The following is a 14381-nucleotide window of genomic DNA, read 5'->3' as shown; positions in this document are numbered from 1 at the left end:
ACACGTTGTCGCACAGCGGCCCGGCAACCTCTGGACAACGTTGTCAGGAAAGTGGTCGGATGGGGTGCCCCGACCGGGGCACCCTCGCACCATCCATCGGAGGATCATCACCATGAGTAGTCACCGCGCCGCTGCTCCCTCCCCGGACGAGGTGCTCACCGCCGCCCTCGACATCGGCGGAACCAAGATCGCCGGTGCGCTGGTCACCGCGGACGGCGTGCTGGTGCACCGGGTACGCCGGGCGACCCCCGCGCGCGACTCCGCCGACGTGCTCCTCGGCACCGTGCACGAGGTGGTGAGCGCCCTGGCCGCCCACCCGTCGTGGGAACGCGTCCGCGCCCTGGGCATCGGCAGCGCGGGGCCGGTCGACCTGACCCGCGGCACCGTCAGCCCCGTCAACATCCCCGCCTGGCGCGACTTCCCGCTCGCCGCGTCCGTCGCGGCGCATCCGGCCCTGGCGGACCGGCGCGTGGTGCTGGCGGGCGACGCCGTGGCGATGACCGCGGCCGAACACCGCCACGGCGCCGCCCGCGGCTACGGCGACGCGCTGTGCCTGGTGGTCTCCACCGGCGTCGGCGCCGGCCTGGTCCTCGACGGCCGCGTGCACCACGGCCTGACGGGCAACGCCGGCCATCTCGGGCACATCAGCGTCGACTTCGACGGCGAACCGTGCCCGTGCGGCGCGAGAGGCTGCCTGGAGGGCATCGCCAGCGGCACGGCCATCACCCGGCACGCGCAGTCCCTGGGCTGGCGGCCGTCCCCGGCCTCCGGCACGCCGGACGCCTCCGCCGTCGCGGCGGCGGCGCGGGCCGGCGAGCCGGCCGCGCTCGCCGCGTTCGACCGCGCCGCCCGCGCGCTGGCGGCCGGCATCGCCGCCACGGCGGCGCTGGTCGAGATCGACATCGCGGTGGTCGGCGGCGGCGTCGCCCAGTCCGGCGCGGTGCTGTTCGGCCCGCTCGACCACCACCTGCGGCGCTACGCGACGATGCCGTTCCTGCGCCGGCTGCGGGCCGTGCCGGCGGAGCTGGGATCCGACGCCGGGCTGGTCGGCGCCGCGGTGCTGGCCGACGCCGGAGCGCCGGTCGGGGCGGGGGCCCTGGTCGACGACGGCCGGTGAGGCGCCCGGCGACCCGCTGTCACAGCCGCCAAAGGGCACACCGCCGCGGCGGCGCGGGCCTCCCGGCGGCCGGGCGCCCGGGTCAGCTGCCGTGCCACGAGCGCCAGAGGGCGGCGTAGCCGCCGCCCCGCGCGACGAGTTCGTCGTGGGTCCCCAGTTCGGTCACGCGCCCCGCGTCCATCACGGCGATGCGGTCGGCGTCGTGCGCGGTCTGCAGGCGGTGCGCGATGGCGATGACGGTGCGCCCGTGCAGGGCGGCGGCCAGCGCGCGTTCGGTGTCGCGGGCGGCCGCCGGGTCCAGCAGGGCGGTCGCCTCGTCCAGGATCACCGTGTGCGGGTCGGCGAGGATCACCCGGGCGAGCGAGAGCTGCTGGGCCTGCGGGCCGTCGAGGCGGTGGCCGTCGCTGCCGAGGTCGGTGTCCAAGCCCGCCGGCAGGTCGTCGATCCAGCGGGCGTGCACCGCGTCGAGCGCGGCGCGCAGCTGGGCGTCCGCGGCGGACGGGCGGGCGATGAGCAGGTTGTTGCGCAGGGTGTCCTGGAAGACGTGGTGCTCCTGGGTGACCAGGGCGATCTGCCGGCGCATCCGGTCCGGCGGCAGGTCGGCGACCGGGACGCCGCCGGCGGTGACCGTGCCCGCCCGCGGCCGGTCGATGCCGGCCAGCAGCCGGCCCAGGGTGGACTTGCCGGCGCCCGAGGGCCCGACGACGGCGAGCCGTTCGCCGGGCCGCACCTGCAGGTCGACCCCGTGCAGGACGTCCGGGGCGGTGTCGTGGGCGCCGTCCTGGCCGGGGATCCGGCGGTGCCGGCGGTAGGCGTAGTGGACCCCCGCCACCTCGATCCGGTCGCCGTTCGGGACCGCCGCGGTCGGGGTCCCCCCGTCCGGCACGTCGGCGAGGCCCTCGACCCGCGCGTAGGACGCGGCGCTGCTCTGCAACTGCTCGACCCAGAGCAGGACGGTGTCCAGCGGCCCGACCAGCTGGCGCAGGTAGACGGCGGACGCGACGACGGCACCGAGATCGACCGCCCCGTGCCCGTACAGCACCCCGCCGACGAGCAGCACGCCGACGACCGGCAGCACGTAGGCGATGTCGACGGACGGGAAGAACACCGAGCGCAGCCAGAGCGTGTGCAGCCGCGTCCTGCGGGCGTCGGCGATGGCCGCTTCCGCCGCGTCGAGCCGCCGCTGCTGCAGCCGCAGGGCCTCGACGGTCCGCGCGCCGTCCGCCGTCGTGGCGAGCACCTCCGCGAGGACGGCGTTGGCCGCGCCCTCGGCGAGGTAGCCGGGGCGCGCGCGGCGCAGGTACCAGCGCAGCACGACGGTGATGACGGCCAGGCACGACAGGCCGCAGACGCCGAGCAGCGGGTCCAGGACGAGGACGGCGCCGATGATGAACAGCGCCTGGGCGGAGGCGATCAGCACCTCGGGGGCGGCGGCGCGCAGGGTGGTGGCGACGTCGTCGACGTCCGTGGTGCCGCGGGTCGTCAGATCGCCCGCGGAGGTGTGCTCCACGACGGCGGTGGGCAGTGCGAGCGTCCGGTCGAGGAAGCGTTCGCGGATGCGGGCGGCGGCGCGCTCGCCGAAGCGGGCCCCCAGGCGCAGGGCGAACCGCGAGAGGACGATCTGGGCCGAGGTGGCGGCGACGATCCACAGCGCCAGGCGGTCCACGGTGCTGACGGCGGCGGCGCCGGTCGAGGCCTGGACGGTGTTGACGACGGTGCCCAGCAGCCAGGGGCCGACCAGGCCGGCTCCCGCCGCGAGAGCGTTGAGCAGGAGGATCGCCGCGAACGCCGGCCGGTCGAGGGCGACCTCGTGGCGCGCGGCGCGGCGGACGTGGGCGGGACCGGCCACGGGCAGTGGCGTGCTCATCGGGGTGCCTCCTGTCCGGCGCCCCGGGAGACCAGGGCGCGGTAGCCGGACTCCGTGTGCAGCAGCTCCCGGTGGGTGCCGGTGGCCGCGACCCGGCCGGCCGCCAGGTAGACCACCGTGTCGGCGCGGTCCAGCACCAGCGGCGAGCTGGTGGTCAGCACCGTCGTCCGGCCGGCCCGTGCGGCCCGCAGCCGGTCGGCCATCGCCGCCTCGGTGTGCGTGTCGACCGCCGAGGTGGGCTCGACGGCGAGGAGGACCTCGGGGTCCGCGTACAGCGCGCGGGCCAGCCGGAGGCGCTGCCGCTGCCCGCCGGAGAGGTTGTCGCCGTGCGCGGCGATCACCGAGTCCAGGCCGTCCGGCAGCGCCTGCACGACATCGGTGGCGCAGGCCGCGTCGATGGCGGCGCGCAGGGCGTCGTCGTCGGGCTCGCGCCGCCCGGCGACGACCTCGCGCACGGTTCCCCCGAAGAGGTCCGCGTCGTTGTCGGCCAGCAGGATCCGCTCCCGCACCGGAGCGAGCGCGATCGCCGCCAGGCGGACGCCGCCCCACCGCGCGTCCGAGGCCGCGAAGCGGCTCAGCCGTTCCACGACGGCGCTCGTGTCGGCGGACCGGTCGCCGACCAGCGCGGTCAGCGCACCGGCCCGCACCCGTACCCCGCTGTGCGGGTCGTGCAGGTCGGCCGGGTGCGGCGGCGGCCGCTCGGTCGGCCCCGGCGCGTCCAGGTGGTCGGACGACAGCTTGAGGAAGTCGGTCACCCGGCGTGCGGCGACCAGCCCGCGGACCACGTCGGACCCGCCCTCGATGAAGGCGGCGACGGGCACCACGAGCATGGCCGCGTACCCGTACACCGCGATCAGGTCGCCGATCGCGAGCGTCCCCTCGGCCGCCATCCGGGCGCCGAGCCACGTGACGAGCGCGAGGAACAGCGCCGGCAGGCCCGTGGCCAGCGCCCCGATCCAGCTGGTCACGGCGCCGACCTGGTAGCCCTGCTCGCGCAGCGCCGCCGAGCGCCGGCGATAGCGGTCGGCGTAGACGTCCTTGCCGCCGAGCCCGCCCAGCACCCGCAGCCCGGTCACCATGTCCACGAGCAGGACGGTCAGGGCCCCCTGCTGTTCGCGGTAGCCGGTGCCGACGCGCTCCAGCCGCCGCTGCATCGGCCCGACGGTGAGCGCGAGCAGCGGCACACCGGCCAGCACCACGACGCCCAGCAGCGGCGAGATCGACAGCAGCAGGATCGCGACGCCGACGTACGCGACGACCGCCCCGACGCCGGGACCGGTCACCGTCAGGGACTGCGCGATCACCCGCACGTCGCCCATCCCGATGGCGACCACCTCACCGGCGGCGGTCCGGCCGCGCAGCGTGGCGCCCAGGGCTGTGGCCTGCCGGACGGTCGCCCGGACGCTGCGGAACGACGCGTCCATCCGCACCCTGGTCATCGTCCGGTGCCGGGCGATGCCCAGCAGAGCGGTGACGACTCCCAGGGCGAACAGCGCGGCCGTCCAGCCGACCAGCGCCGCCGTGTCCCGCGCCGCCAGCCCGTCGTCAACGGCCCGGGACAGGAGGTACGGCGTCACGGCCATCCCCGCCATCCAGGCGATGCCCAGCAGGGCGCCGGCCAGCACCCGGAGCGGCTGGCTCGTCACCAGCCAGCACAGGAACCGGAACGGGGTGCGGAGGTGCCGCGGCTCGGGCGGGCGGAACGGTGCGGCCATGCCCGCACCCTATGCAGTGGCCGAGCGGCGCCGATCAGGTGGGCCGCAGGCCATCCCCGGCGCGTGCGGAGGCAGTGCACGACCTCGGGGGAGTGTCCGCCGACCGCGCGGGAAGGTGGCCCGCATGGACACCGTCTCGCCCGCCGCCCCGTTGCCGCCGCGCCCGTCCGTACCGCCGCGCCCGTCCGCGGCCCCGGAGCGGGAGGGAGGCCGGCCGCGCCGCAGGACCGCCCTGATCGCGGGGGCGGCGGTCCTCGCGGCCGCCGTCATCGCCACGGTGCTCCTGGCCACCGGCGATCACGACCACGACGACGCCACGTCCACCGGCCTCCCGGTGGGCCGCGGGGACGGCGGCGGGGCGACGTTCCGGGCTGCCGACGCCGACCTGCTGGTACTCGACGGCGTGTCAGGCCGGGTGCAGGTGACGGCCGACCCGGCCGCGACCGCCGTCACCGGAGCCTTCACCGGCGCCGACCCGGCCCGGCGCCACGACGTCAGAGCCGACCTCGACGCGCCGGGCGGCACCCGCACCCTCACCGTCCGGTGCGCGGTGGACGGCGGCCCCTACGCGCCCTGCGCGGGGGAGCTGCGGCTGACCGTGCCCTCCCACACCGGGCTGCGACTGCGCCAGACCTCCGGCGACACCCTGCTCACCGGGCTCGGCGGCGACCTGTCGCTCGTCACCGCCTCCGACCATCTGACGGCGACCGGCCTGCACCCCCGCCGAGCGGCCCTGACGGTCACCTCCGGCAGCGCCGACATCGCCTTCACCGCCGCCCCGGACCACGTCGCGGCCCAGTTCACCTCCGCCTCCGGCGTCCTGCGCCTCCCCGTGACGGGAGCGGCCGACGGCTACGCGGTCACCTCGTCGGCGACCTCGGCGAACGTGCAGGTCTCGGTCCCGCGCCGGGACGGCTCCCCGCACGAGGTGGTCGTGCAGGCGGTGTCCGCCTCGGCGAGCGTGGTCCCCGCAAGCGGCTGACGCCCTCGCCGGAGCCGGCCCCGGGTCTTGTGGAATCTGGAGAGTCCTCTAAATTTAGAGGACTCTCTATGTTTGTGTGGGAAGGGGTGGGCGCATGGCGGTGGGCGGGGAGGGACTGCGGGAGCGGAGCAAGGCCGCGCGGCGGGACCGGATCCTGGAGGCGACGCGGGAGATCCTGCGGGAGCGGCCCGACGCCGTGCTCGGCACGGAGCGGATCGCCGCGCGGGCGGGGGTCGCCCCGGCGACCGTGTACAACCTGGTCGGGGCGCGCGACAAGATCTGGGAGGCGCTCGCCGCCGGGTTCATGGACGCACTCGAACGGCGCCTGGCGGCACTGGGCGACACAGGTCCGCAGGAGGTCGTCGGGGCCACCGTCCAGCTGTTCGTGGACGACCCGGTCGTGTCGCGTCGCATGGTGCGCGAGTGGGAGGAGAGCGGGCTCGTGCTCCAGCGCAGTCCGCTCACCCGGCTCCGGCAGGCGCTGGCGGACGCCCGGACCCGGGGCACGCTGCGCGCCGAGGTCGACACGGACGCGCTGGCCGTCATCGTCGGCACCGCGTGCGTGGGGGCGCTGCACCAGTGGGTCGCCGCGCTCATCGACGACGACCGGTTCCGCGCGCGGTCCCTGTTCGCCCTGGACGTCGCGCTCGCGGCGGCGGCCGCGGATCCGCACCGTGACCGGCTGCTGGCACCGCTGCGGACGCGAGGCGCGGTATGACCGCCGGAGCCTCGCCCCGGACCCGCAGCTTCCCGGGCAGCGGCGGCCTGCGGCTCGCGGCGGACGTGTGGGGCCCGGCGTCCGCGCCGCCGCTCGTGCTGCTGCACGGCGGCGGCCAGACACGGCACGCCTGGGGCGGGACCGGCCCCCGGCTGGCCGCCCTGGGGTGGCGGGTCGTCGCCCCGGACCTGCGCGGGCACGGCACGAGCCAGTGGCCGGCCGACGGGGACTACGACCTCGGGGTGTTCGCCGACGACGTCCGGCAGCTCGTCGCCGAGCTCGGTGGCCGGCCGGTGCTCGTCGGTGCCTCGCTCGGCGGTCTCGGCTCGCTGCTGGCCGCCGGCGAGGCGCCCGGGGCGGCCGTCCGCGCGCTGGTGCTCGTGGACGTCGCCCACCGGCCGGATCCCCGCGGGTTCCACCGGATCGTCGCGTTCATGCGCGGCCGGCCGGACGGCTTCGCCAGCCTCGCGGAGGCAGCCGCCGCGGTCGCCGCCCACCTGCCGCACCGCCCGCGCCCCGACGACGCCGAGGGGATACGGAAGAACCTGCGGCGCCACGGGGATCGTTGGGTCTGGCACTGGGACCCGCGGCTGCTGGACAGCTTCGAGGGGCGGATGGATCCGCCCGGCATGGCGGAGCGCCTGCTGGACGCCGCACGCCGGGCCGACGTGCCGATCCTGCTCGTCCGCGGCGGGATCAGCGATGTGGTGCGGGAGGAGACCGCCGAGCAGTTCTGCGCCCGGGTTCCCGGCGCGCGGCGCGTCGACGTGCCGGACGCCGGCCACATGGTGGCGGGCGATCGCAACGAGCACTTCATCGACGCGATCCTCCCGTTCCTCCACGGCCTCGCGCCGGTGGGGGAGTGAGCCGCGAGCGGGGCGGCTGCGTGTTCCAGTGCCTGATCGCCTGTTGATCGCCGGTTGATCGAGAACAGCACGTGTGGGTGTGGTTGGGGCGGGTAGCCGATCTTTCGGGAAGCGATAACCGCTTTCTGGCGATTGGCCCATTTCTGGGCCTCCGTGACGGCGAGGGAAGGACACGCACGATGAGCGACAACATCTGGGGTTACGGGGCGGCTTCCGGCTACCAGGCGGAGGCGGACATCACGGGGTACAAGGTCGAGGCGACCGATGGCCACATCGGCAAGGTCGACAAGCACTCCGACGAGGTCGGCGCCGCGTACCTGGTGGTCGACACCGGTGTGTGGATCTTCGGCAAGTCCGTACTCCTCCCGGCGGGCACCATCTCGACCGTGGACCACGAGAACAAGACCGTCTTCGTGGCGCGCACCAAGGACGAGATCAAGGACGCCCCCGAGTTCGACAAGGACAAGCACATCGGTGACGCGGGCTATCACCAGCAGGTCGGCGGGTACTACGACACCCCGCGCGGCTGACAGACCGCACAGCGTCACGACGGCGGCCCACCGGATACGTCCGGTGGGCCGCCGTCGCGTGTCGCGAGCGTGCGCGACGGCCCGCTCACCGGTTCGCGGCAGGGGGCGTCGCCGTCACGGCTGGAAGAGCACCTTGATCGCGCCGTCGGTCTTCTTCTGGAACATCGCGTAGGCGTCGGCGGCGTCGTCGAGCGGCACGTGATGGGTGGCGAACACGTCGACGCCCAGCGGGTCCTCGTCGGTGAGCAGCGGCAGGATGTCATCGCTCCAGCGGCGCACGTTGGCCTGGCCCATGCGGAACTGGATCTGCTTGTCGAACATGGTGAGCATGGGCATGGGATCGGTCATGCCGCCGTAGACGCCGGAGATGGAGATCGTCCCCCCGCGCCGGACCAGGGAGATCGCCAGGTGCAGCGCGCTCAGCCGGTCGATGCCCACGTGCTCCATGAGCTTCTCCGCCCAGCGGGAGGGGAGGAGTCCGGCGGCCTGCTGGGCGAGCTTGCCCGTGGGGCTGCCGTGGGCCTCGGTCCCGACCGCGTCGATGACCGCGTCGGGGCCGCGTCCGCCGGTGAGGTCGCGGACGGCGGTCAGTAGGTCCTTCTCGACGCCGTCCTGCCGTGCGCGCGCCAGCCGCTCCGGTACGTGGTCCACGCCGATGACCGTCGCCGCGCCGTGGTGGCGGGCGATGCGGCAGGCCATGGCACCGATGGGCCCCAGGCCCAGGACGGCCACCGTGCTGCCGGGTTCGACGCCCGCGTAGGCGACGGCCTGCCAGGCGGTGGGCAGCACGTCCGAGAGGTACACGAAGCGGTCGTCGGCCGGTCCGTGCGGCACCTTGATGGGGCCGTAGTGCGCCTGCGGCACCCGCAGGAACTCGGCCTGCGCGCCGGGGACCTGGCCGTAGAGCTTGGTGTAGCCGAACAGCGCCGCGCCCATGCCGTGCTCCCGGACCTGGGTGGTCTCGCACTGGGTCGGCAGACCGGTGCCGCACATGTGGCAGCTGCCGCACGCGATCTGGAAGGGCACGACGACCCGGTCGCCGACCTTGAGGTTCGGCACGGCCGAGCCGGTCTCCTCCACGATGCCCATCGGCTCGTGGCCGAGGATGTCGCCCGGTGTCATGAAGGGGGTCAGCACCTCGTACAGGTGCAGGTCCGAACCGCACAGGCCGCTCGACGTGATCCGCACGACGGCGTCCGTCGGTTCCTGGATGACGGGGTCGGGCACGTTCTCCACTCGTACATCGCGCTTGCCGTGCCACACGGTGGCTCGCATGAAGGATCACGCCTTTCGCATCGGGTTCGCCGGCGGAGCCGGGGGCCTGCCGCCGGCGGCGGTTCGCAGCGCCGGATCAGCGGGACCGCGGGAGGTCCGGCAGGACCCGGGTGCGGTAGAAGTCGAAGAACTGCCGCTGGTCGGCGCCGATCTGGTTGACGTACACCTCGTCGAAACCCGCGTCGGTGTAGGCGCGGACGGCGGTGATGTGCTCGTCGGGGTCGTCACCGCAGGTGGTGGCCTTGCGCACCATCTCCTCGGTGACGAGTTCGGCGGCTTGTTCGAAGTGCCGGGGCGTGGGGAGCACCTGCGCCAGCTCGCCCGGCAACTGCTCGTTGGGCCACAGGCGGTGCACCGTCTTGACGGCCCGGTCGCGATCGGTGTCCCAGCAGACCTTCAGCCCGCCGATGACGGGCTTGCCGCCGCCCCCCGCGCTGCGGAACCGCCCGATCAGGTCCGCGTCCGGTGTCATGGTCACGAAGCCGTCGCCGATCCGGCCTGCCAGGGCGGCGGCCTGGGGTCCGAAACCGGACACGTAGATCGGGACGGGCTGCTCGGGGAGCGTGTAGATGCGGGCGTTCTGCACGGTGTAGTGGGGGCCGTGATGGGTGACCTGCTCGCCCGTGAGCAGTTCTCTGATCACCTGGACGGCCTCTTCCAGCATGTCCATGCGCTGGGACGCCTCCGGCCAGGCGTCGCCGAGGATGTGCTCGTTGAGGGCCTCGCCGGTGCCGATGCCGAAGCGGAACCTGCCGTCGGTGAGGACCGCCGAGGTCGCGGCGGCCTGGGCGTTGATCGCCGGGTGCAGACGCACCGTGGGGCAGGTCACCAGTGTCGTCACGGGCAGCGACGTCACCTGGGAGAGCGCGCCGATCATCGACCAGACGAAGGCGCTCTGGCCCTGCTCGTCGTTCCAGGGGTGGAAGTGATCGGAGATCGCGAGCGCCTCGAATCCCGCCTGCTCCGCCATCCTCGCCTGCTCCAGCAACTGGGACGGCGAGAACTCCTCGCAGGACAGGAAGTATCCGTACGCGGCCATGGGGCTCCTTTGCGGGTCCTGCCGGTCCTGCGGGTGCACGGGTGCCACGGGGCCGGTGGGTTCCACGGGGTCTGCCGTCGCGATGGGCAGGCCTTCGTGGCCGCCGGTCGCCGGGAGGGGCGGCTGACGGTGGTCAAAGGTTTCTGCCTACCCGAATGACCGGGCGGCATGTGCGGCAGCCGGCGTACGTCACCCGGACGTCCCCATCGGCGCGGTGCACAGCACACGCGTCAGGCGAGGACCGGCGGCGCGGTGGAGCGGCGGCTACGGCTGCGCGGCGGGACGCTTGTCCTGGTCCTCGTCGTCGCGCGGTTCGGCGGACTTCTTCTTCGGCGACGCCTGGGTGGCGCCGGGGAGATCGGGAGTCGCGATCAGCGGCGGCAGATCGCGTAGCAGCGGTTTGTTCGATGCGAGGGACATGGCTTTCGTCTACCCGATCGCCGCCAGTCAGTCATGCATTCCTCGCACAGGCTTTCCCCTCGCGGGTGCGGCTGCGGGTCAAGTAAGGCCTGCCTCAGGACAATTTCCGGCCGTGGCGCGCGGCGTCCGGCGGGCGACTGGCACTCTGGAGCCGGGCAGACGCCGTGCGGCAGACGCCCTGCGGGGGACCGGGCGCCGGAGTTCGGGGGGAGTCGATGGGCAGGGAACGGGCGGGGGACGGGATGACGCAGGATCTGCCGGCGCTGATCGCGGCCCCGGTCTCGGTCGGCGTGCTGTACCGGGCGGATCACTACGGGGTGGAGCGCAGCGGGGCGGGTGACGCCCGCCGACGGGCGGACCAGTTCGTGCGGGAGCTGGCCGGCGTCCTGTCGGTGCCCGCGTCGGAACGTTTCGCCTATGACGTGCTGCTGGTCGTCACGGAACTGCTCACCAACGCCAACCGCTACGCGCCCGGCCCGTGCCTGATGGAGCTGGACGGCGGGCCGTCGGGGGTGACCGTCACGGTCTGGGACAGCAGCACCGCCATGCCCCGCGCCTTCCCCCACGACCCCACACGCGTCGGCGGCCACGGCCTGGAGATCGTCCGCCGGATCTGCGCCTATGTCAGCGCGGAGCGGGTCCCCGTCGGCAAGCGGATCCGCGCCCTCGTCCCGCTGCCCACCGGCCCGTGAGCTCCGCCGGCAGCGGCCGGAACCCGGCGCCCTGACGGACGCTCTCGACAGACGGAAGGGTGGGCACCGGTTCGCGGATGAACGCGGACGGCCGGTGCCCACCACCGTGGGACGAGGTCACCCTCGTCCCGTTCCGCCGAGCGGACGGCGCTGCGCGCTGCCGCGGTGCGGAGGGAAGAGCCCGGGCCGGCGGACGGGACGCGTCACGGGTCAGGGCGCAGTGCCTGTTCCCGTGCGGGCTGGCGTCCCGTCCTGGGCGGCCCGGGAGTTCGGCGGGCGGTGTCAGCCGTTGTGGTAACCGCTGTGGTCCTGGCCGGCCCAGCCGCCCTTGTCGTCGTTGTCGTCGTGGTGGCCACTGATGTTCTGGCAGGTGTTGCCGAACACCGGGTTCAGGATGCCGATGACGTCGACGGTGTTGCCGCACACGTTGACCGGCACGTGGACGGGGACCTGCAGCAGGTTGCCGGACAGCACACCGGGGGAGCCGACGGCTGCGCCGTGGGCGTCGGCGTCGGCGGCGGCGATACCGGCGCCGGCGGCCAGGACGGCGCCGGCTGCGGCGGTGATGGCGGCTGCCTGGGCAATACGGGACATCGACTTCTCCCTGAGATACGTGGAATCCGCCGCCCGAAGTGGCGACGTTGATCCCCCCAACGCACCGTCCGTGCCGCGGGTCACGCGGGTTACGCCAAACGGGCCGGCGGGCCTCCGGCGGCCGGTTGCGCGGGCCCTGGTCACGCCCCGCCGGCGGGGCGGAGGTATCAATGTCCGCCGCCCGGGCACACGGACGTACATGCACGGACAACACGCGCGTCCGACGGACACCCCGCTGCCGCTGTCGCCCGCCTCCGGCGGCGCCAAGCACTCACGTCGTGCCAGGGGCACCGGCCGGGTCCGGCGCCGCATCCTGGCCCCCCGGTCGATCGATTTCCTGCCGACGCAGTTCCCGGGTGTGCCGGCCGCGGGTGAGGAGTGCCTGCTCCTGGTCCACATACGCAAGGTGGTCGGCCAGGTGCGGTACCGGATCTGCGTCGACTGCGCCGAGGGAGTGGTCACCGAGGTGGTCATCGAGGAGCCGTTCCGCGGCGCGGGGCTGGGCACCCGCGCCCTGTCCCATCTGCGCACCCGCCACCCCGCACTGGCCTGGCGGAGCACCTTGGACATGCGGGCCACCCGCGTCCTCCTGCGCCGCCTGCACATCCCGACGACGCCGCGCGACCAGCCGTGCTCCCACCGGCAGCCGCTACCGCCCCACCTGCCCGCCGCCGCCTGACACCGCCGCCCACGGCCTCAGCTTCTCCGGGTTGCGGACAGCCCAGATACGGGTGATCCGGTCGCCCGCGATGTCGAAGGCGTAGACGGTCACGACGGCACCCGCCTGCTGGGCGACGAGGCCGGGCCGGCCGTTGACGGTGCGCTCCAGAAGTGTCAGGCCGGCCAGCCGGCCGACGAGATCGACCAAGCCGCGCGCGAGCTGCTCGGGGCTGCCGAGCGGACGCCGCACGGTGCTGGCCAGGCCGCCGCCGTCGCCGGTCGCCGTGACGTTCGGGTCGAGCAGGCCGATCAGGGCGCCGATGTCCCGCGCTTCCCAGGCCTGCTTGAAGTGCCGGACGACGGTGGCCTGCTGGCGGCAGGCCGCCGGCGTGCGGCCGACGATGTCGGCGACTTCGGCGAACGGAAAGCGGAAGACATCGTGCAGGACGAAGGCCACGCGTTCGGCGGGGGTCATCGCCTCGAGCACGACCAGGAACGCCATGCCGACCGACTCGTCGAGGGTGACGCGGTCGGCCGGGTCGACGGTCATGCCGGCGGCCCGACCGCCCGACCACTCCGAGAGTTCGGGCAGCGGCTCGGGGATCCAGTCGCCGACGTACCGCTCCCGCCGGACACGTGCCGAACCGAGCAGGTTGAGGCAGATCCGGCCGGCGACCCTGGTCAGCCAGGCGCCGGGGGACTCGATGGCCTGCCGCTGCTGCGGGGTCAGGGAGTACCAGCGGGTGTAGGTCTCCTGCACGGCATCCTCGGCCTCGGCGAGGGAGCCCAGGAGCCGGTAGACGAGGTTGATCAGCTGACGCCGCTCACCCATGATCGCGTGCAGGACCGGGTCGCTCGGCTCGCCTCCCGGCTCGGTCGGGGGACTGGACAGGGTGGTCATGGTGTCGCCGGCTCCCTCGGTCGCGTCGGCCGTCACCCCTTCGACAAGGCAGCGCTCGTGGAGGCGGTCCGACCCCGAACCCGCTCGGGGAACGCGTCTCCGACGCGTTGTTCGCCGCGGCGTCGGCCCACTACAGCGAGGAGGAGTTGTGGACGCTGACCATGGCGATCGGCCACTTCTGCCTGTTCGTCCCGGTCGCACTGATCGGCAAGCCGATCCCCGGTAGGCCCATCGGGAAGAACTACAGCAGGTAGCACCGGTCCGGGCGGGGCGCGGCGGTGGTGGTCCTCCGGGGGCGCGCCCCGCCCCTGCCGGCGACAGCCCATGGAGCGGAGTCCGTTCAGATCTCCGGGTCGGTGGCTTCGGGGTCGTCGACGACGTGGACCGCCGCCTCCTCCGCCGAGGCGGCAGCGCCGTCGATGCCGACGTCGGTGGCCACCGCGCCCTCGCGGCTCGTTCCCACGCCCTCGTCGGGAGCGACCAGCCGCCCGGACCGGTCGGCTCCGGCTTCGCTGTCCAGCAGTTCGCCGTCGGTGTCGGGAGTGTCACCGAGGCCGTCACCGGGGTCGGCGATCGTGTCGGGCACCTCCTGGGCGAGCCGCTGGTCCAGGCTCTCCCCTTCGCGCTGCTCCTCCGCGGTGGTACCGACCTTGCCCACCCCGAGAGGCCGTTCCGGCGGCGAGTACCCCTCGTCGAGCAGGTCGTCGAGACCGCGTTCGTCCAACGCGTTCTCCATGTCCAGCTGGGTGGCGTCGTCCGAGACCTCCTCGTCGCCCGTCGGCTGGTAGACGTCGTCCCCCATGGCACTCTCGCTCATGTCTGCACCTTTCCTGGTTGCGCGGCCGCTCGCCCGAACTCACCGGTGGACGAACGCACTGTTGCCCCTACCCGTGGATCAAGACCCCATGTGAGCGTTGCGACGCCGAGATGCCGGCCGGCGACTTCGTCCGCTGGTGCAAGCAGGTCATCGACGTCCTGGGCCAGATCTCGGACGCGGCCCCGGAC

General features: G+C 74.1%; 17 protein-coding genes. 9 read left to right on the top strand and 8 right to left on the bottom strand.

Features of this window, described 5'->3' with window-relative positions:
• The first annotated feature begins 112 nt into the window (after positions 1-112).
• Positions 113-1117: an ROK family protein gene (locus tag ABZ721_RS28950; RefSeq protein ID WP_358791684.1), complete on the top strand. Its 1005-nt coding sequence runs from the start codon at positions 113-115 to the stop codon at positions 1115-1117.
• Positions 1118-1199: 82 nt separating this feature from the next.
• Here the strand turns inward: ABZ721_RS28950 and ABZ721_RS28945 are convergent, their stop codons facing one another.
• Both ABZ721_RS28945 and ABZ721_RS28940 read right to left on the bottom strand, forming a co-directional pair.
• A complete protein-coding gene (locus ABZ721_RS28945) occupies positions 1200-2984 on the bottom strand; it encodes an ABC transporter ATP-binding protein (protein ID WP_358791683.1) in 1785 nt (594 codons plus the stop codon).
• Complete coding sequence (locus tag ABZ721_RS28940) at positions 2981-4699, bottom strand: ABC transporter ATP-binding protein (protein ID WP_358791682.1); 1719 nt, start codon at positions 4697-4699, stop codon at positions 2981-2983. Before ABZ721_RS28940 ends, ABZ721_RS28945 begins: the two co-directional genes overlap by 4 nt.
• Before the next feature lie 124 nt (positions 4700-4823).
• On the opposite strand from ABZ721_RS28940, the gene ABZ721_RS28935 reads away from it, so the two are divergent.
• The 4 genes from ABZ721_RS28935 (at position 4824) to ABZ721_RS28920 (ending at position 7795) form a co-directional block, all read left to right on the top strand.
• A complete protein-coding gene (locus tag ABZ721_RS28935) occupies positions 4824-5681 on the top strand; it encodes a DUF4097 family beta strand repeat-containing protein (RefSeq protein ID WP_358791681.1) in 858 nt (285 codons plus the stop codon).
• 94 nt (positions 5682-5775) lie between these two features.
• Positions 5776-6399, top strand: a complete 624-nt coding sequence (locus ABZ721_RS28930; protein ID WP_358791680.1) for a TetR/AcrR family transcriptional regulator — start codon at positions 5776-5778, stop codon at positions 6397-6399.
• Positions 6396-7265 carry an alpha/beta hydrolase gene (locus tag ABZ721_RS28925; protein ID WP_358791679.1) on the top strand — a complete coding sequence of 290 codons (870 nt, stop codon included), beginning with the start codon at positions 6396-6398 and terminating at the stop codon, positions 7263-7265. The genes ABZ721_RS28930 and ABZ721_RS28925 overlap by 4 nt, the downstream gene beginning before the upstream one ends.
• A gap of 179 nt (positions 7266-7444) precedes the next feature.
• Positions 7445-7795: a PRC-barrel domain containing protein gene (locus tag ABZ721_RS28920; protein WP_358791678.1), complete on the top strand. Its 351-nt coding sequence runs from the start codon at positions 7445-7447 to the stop codon at positions 7793-7795.
• Positions 7796-7909: 114 nt separating this feature from the next.
• Here the strand turns inward: ABZ721_RS28920 and ABZ721_RS28915 are convergent, their stop codons facing one another.
• The 3 genes from ABZ721_RS28915 to ABZ721_RS28905 all read right to left on the bottom strand — a co-directional run bounded on the left by ABZ721_RS28915 (position 7910) and on the right by ABZ721_RS28905 (position 10529).
• Positions 7910-9070 carry a zinc-dependent alcohol dehydrogenase gene (locus tag ABZ721_RS28915; RefSeq protein ID WP_358791677.1) on the bottom strand — a complete coding sequence of 387 codons (1161 nt, stop codon included), beginning with the start codon at positions 9068-9070 and terminating at the stop codon, positions 7910-7912.
• Between the two features lie 76 nt (positions 9071-9146).
• Positions 9147-10109, bottom strand: a complete 963-nt coding sequence (locus ABZ721_RS28910; RefSeq protein ID WP_358791676.1) for an LLM class F420-dependent oxidoreductase — start codon at positions 10107-10109, stop codon at positions 9147-9149.
• Between the two features lie 264 nt (positions 10110-10373).
• The gene (locus tag ABZ721_RS28905) at positions 10374-10529 is read right to left on the bottom strand and encodes a hypothetical protein (protein WP_358791675.1); all 156 of its coding nucleotides are present in this window, start codon (positions 10527-10529) and stop codon (positions 10374-10376) included.
• A gap of 242 nt (positions 10530-10771) precedes the next feature.
• Here ABZ721_RS28905 and ABZ721_RS28900 point away from each other — a divergent pair, with 242 nt between their 5' ends.
• Positions 10772-11221: an ATP-binding protein gene (locus ABZ721_RS28900; protein WP_358791674.1), complete on the top strand. Its 450-nt coding sequence runs from the start codon at positions 10772-10774 to the stop codon at positions 11219-11221.
• 282 nt (positions 11222-11503) lie between these two features.
• Here ABZ721_RS28900 and ABZ721_RS28895 read toward each other — a convergent pair whose 3' ends face one another.
• Positions 11504-11815 (bottom strand): chaplin, encoded by a 312-nt coding sequence (locus ABZ721_RS28895; RefSeq protein WP_358791673.1) that lies wholly within the window; start codon positions 11813-11815, stop codon positions 11504-11506.
• Positions 11816-12014: 199 nt separating this feature from the next.
• On the opposite strand from ABZ721_RS28895, the gene ABZ721_RS28890 reads away from it, so the two are divergent.
• Positions 12015-12494, top strand: coding sequence for a hypothetical protein (locus ABZ721_RS28890; RefSeq protein WP_358791672.1), 480 nt, complete (start codon positions 12015-12017; stop codon positions 12492-12494).
• Here ABZ721_RS28890 and ABZ721_RS28885 read toward each other — a convergent pair.
• Positions 12465-13376, bottom strand: a complete 912-nt coding sequence (locus ABZ721_RS28885; protein ID WP_358791671.1) for a sigma factor — start codon at positions 13374-13376, stop codon at positions 12465-12467. The genes ABZ721_RS28890 and ABZ721_RS28885 overlap by 30 nt on opposite strands.
• Positions 13377-13483: 107 nt before the next feature.
• Between ABZ721_RS28885 and ABZ721_RS28880 the strand changes: the two genes are divergently transcribed.
• Positions 13484-13630: a hypothetical protein gene (locus tag ABZ721_RS28880; RefSeq protein ID WP_358791670.1), complete on the top strand. Its 147-nt coding sequence runs from the start codon at positions 13484-13486 to the stop codon at positions 13628-13630.
• Between the two features lie 86 nt (positions 13631-13716).
• Here the strand turns inward: ABZ721_RS28880 and ABZ721_RS28875 are convergent, their stop codons facing one another.
• Positions 13717-14193 carry a DUF5709 domain-containing protein gene (locus ABZ721_RS28875; protein ID WP_358791669.1) on the bottom strand — a complete coding sequence of 159 codons (477 nt, stop codon included), beginning with the start codon at positions 14191-14193 and terminating at the stop codon, positions 13717-13719.
• Positions 14194-14303: 110 nt separating this feature from the next.
• On the opposite strand from ABZ721_RS28875, the gene ABZ721_RS28870 reads away from it, so the two are divergent.
• On the top strand, positions 14304-14381 hold a 78-nt coding region (locus ABZ721_RS28870; protein WP_358791764.1), incomplete at its 3' end, for a hypothetical protein.

Origin of the sequence: Streptomyces sp. NPDC006733 (genome assembly GCF_040636125.1) — a bacterium.
Lineage (GTDB): Bacteria > Actinomycetota > Actinomycetes > Streptomycetales > Streptomycetaceae > Actinacidiphila.
Note: the sequence above shows the minus strand (reverse complement) of the source record. Positions and strands in the feature narration are given on the sequence as shown.

Coding starts and splice junctions, on each gene's coding strand:
- ABZ721_RS28930 (WP_358791680.1), top strand. CDS start 5,776: ATGGCGGTGGGCGGGGAGGGACTGCGGGAGCGGAGCAAGGCCGCGCGG.
- ABZ721_RS28905 (WP_358791675.1), bottom strand. CDS start 10,529: ATGTCCCTCGCATCGAACAAACCGCTGCTACGCGATCTGCCGCCGCTG.
- ABZ721_RS28935 (WP_358791681.1), top strand. CDS start 4,824: ATGGACACCGTCTCGCCCGCCGCCCCGTTGCCGCCGCGCCCGTCCGTA.
- ABZ721_RS28915 (WP_358791677.1), bottom strand. CDS start 9,070: ATGCGAGCCACCGTGTGGCACGGCAAGCGCGATGTACGAGTGGAGAAC.
- ABZ721_RS28890 (WP_358791672.1), top strand. CDS start 12,015: ATGCACGGACAACACGCGCGTCCGACGGACACCCCGCTGCCGCTGTCG.
- ABZ721_RS28940 (WP_358791682.1), bottom strand. CDS start 4,699: ATGGCCGCACCGTTCCGCCCGCCCGAGCCGCGGCACCTCCGCACCCCG.
- ABZ721_RS28875 (WP_358791669.1), bottom strand. CDS start 14,193: ATGAGCGAGAGTGCCATGGGGGACGACGTCTACCAGCCGACGGGCGAC.
- ABZ721_RS28950 (WP_358791684.1), top strand. CDS start 113: ATGAGTAGTCACCGCGCCGCTGCTCCCTCCCCGGACGAGGTGCTCACC.
- ABZ721_RS28910 (WP_358791676.1), bottom strand. CDS start 10,109: ATGGCCGCGTACGGATACTTCCTGTCCTGCGAGGAGTTCTCGCCGTCC.
- ABZ721_RS28900 (WP_358791674.1), top strand. CDS start 10,772: ATGACGCAGGATCTGCCGGCGCTGATCGCGGCCCCGGTCTCGGTCGGC.
- ABZ721_RS28920 (WP_358791678.1), top strand. CDS start 7,445: ATGAGCGACAACATCTGGGGTTACGGGGCGGCTTCCGGCTACCAGGCG.
- ABZ721_RS28945 (WP_358791683.1), bottom strand. CDS start 2,984: ATGAGCACGCCACTGCCCGTGGCCGGTCCCGCCCACGTCCGCCGCGCC.
- ABZ721_RS28885 (WP_358791671.1), bottom strand. CDS start 13,376: ATGACCACCCTGTCCAGTCCCCCGACCGAGCCGGGAGGCGAGCCGAGC.
- ABZ721_RS28895 (WP_358791673.1), bottom strand. CDS start 11,815: ATGTCCCGTATTGCCCAGGCAGCCGCCATCACCGCCGCAGCCGGCGCC.
- ABZ721_RS28925 (WP_358791679.1), top strand. CDS start 6,396: ATGACCGCCGGAGCCTCGCCCCGGACCCGCAGCTTCCCGGGCAGCGGC.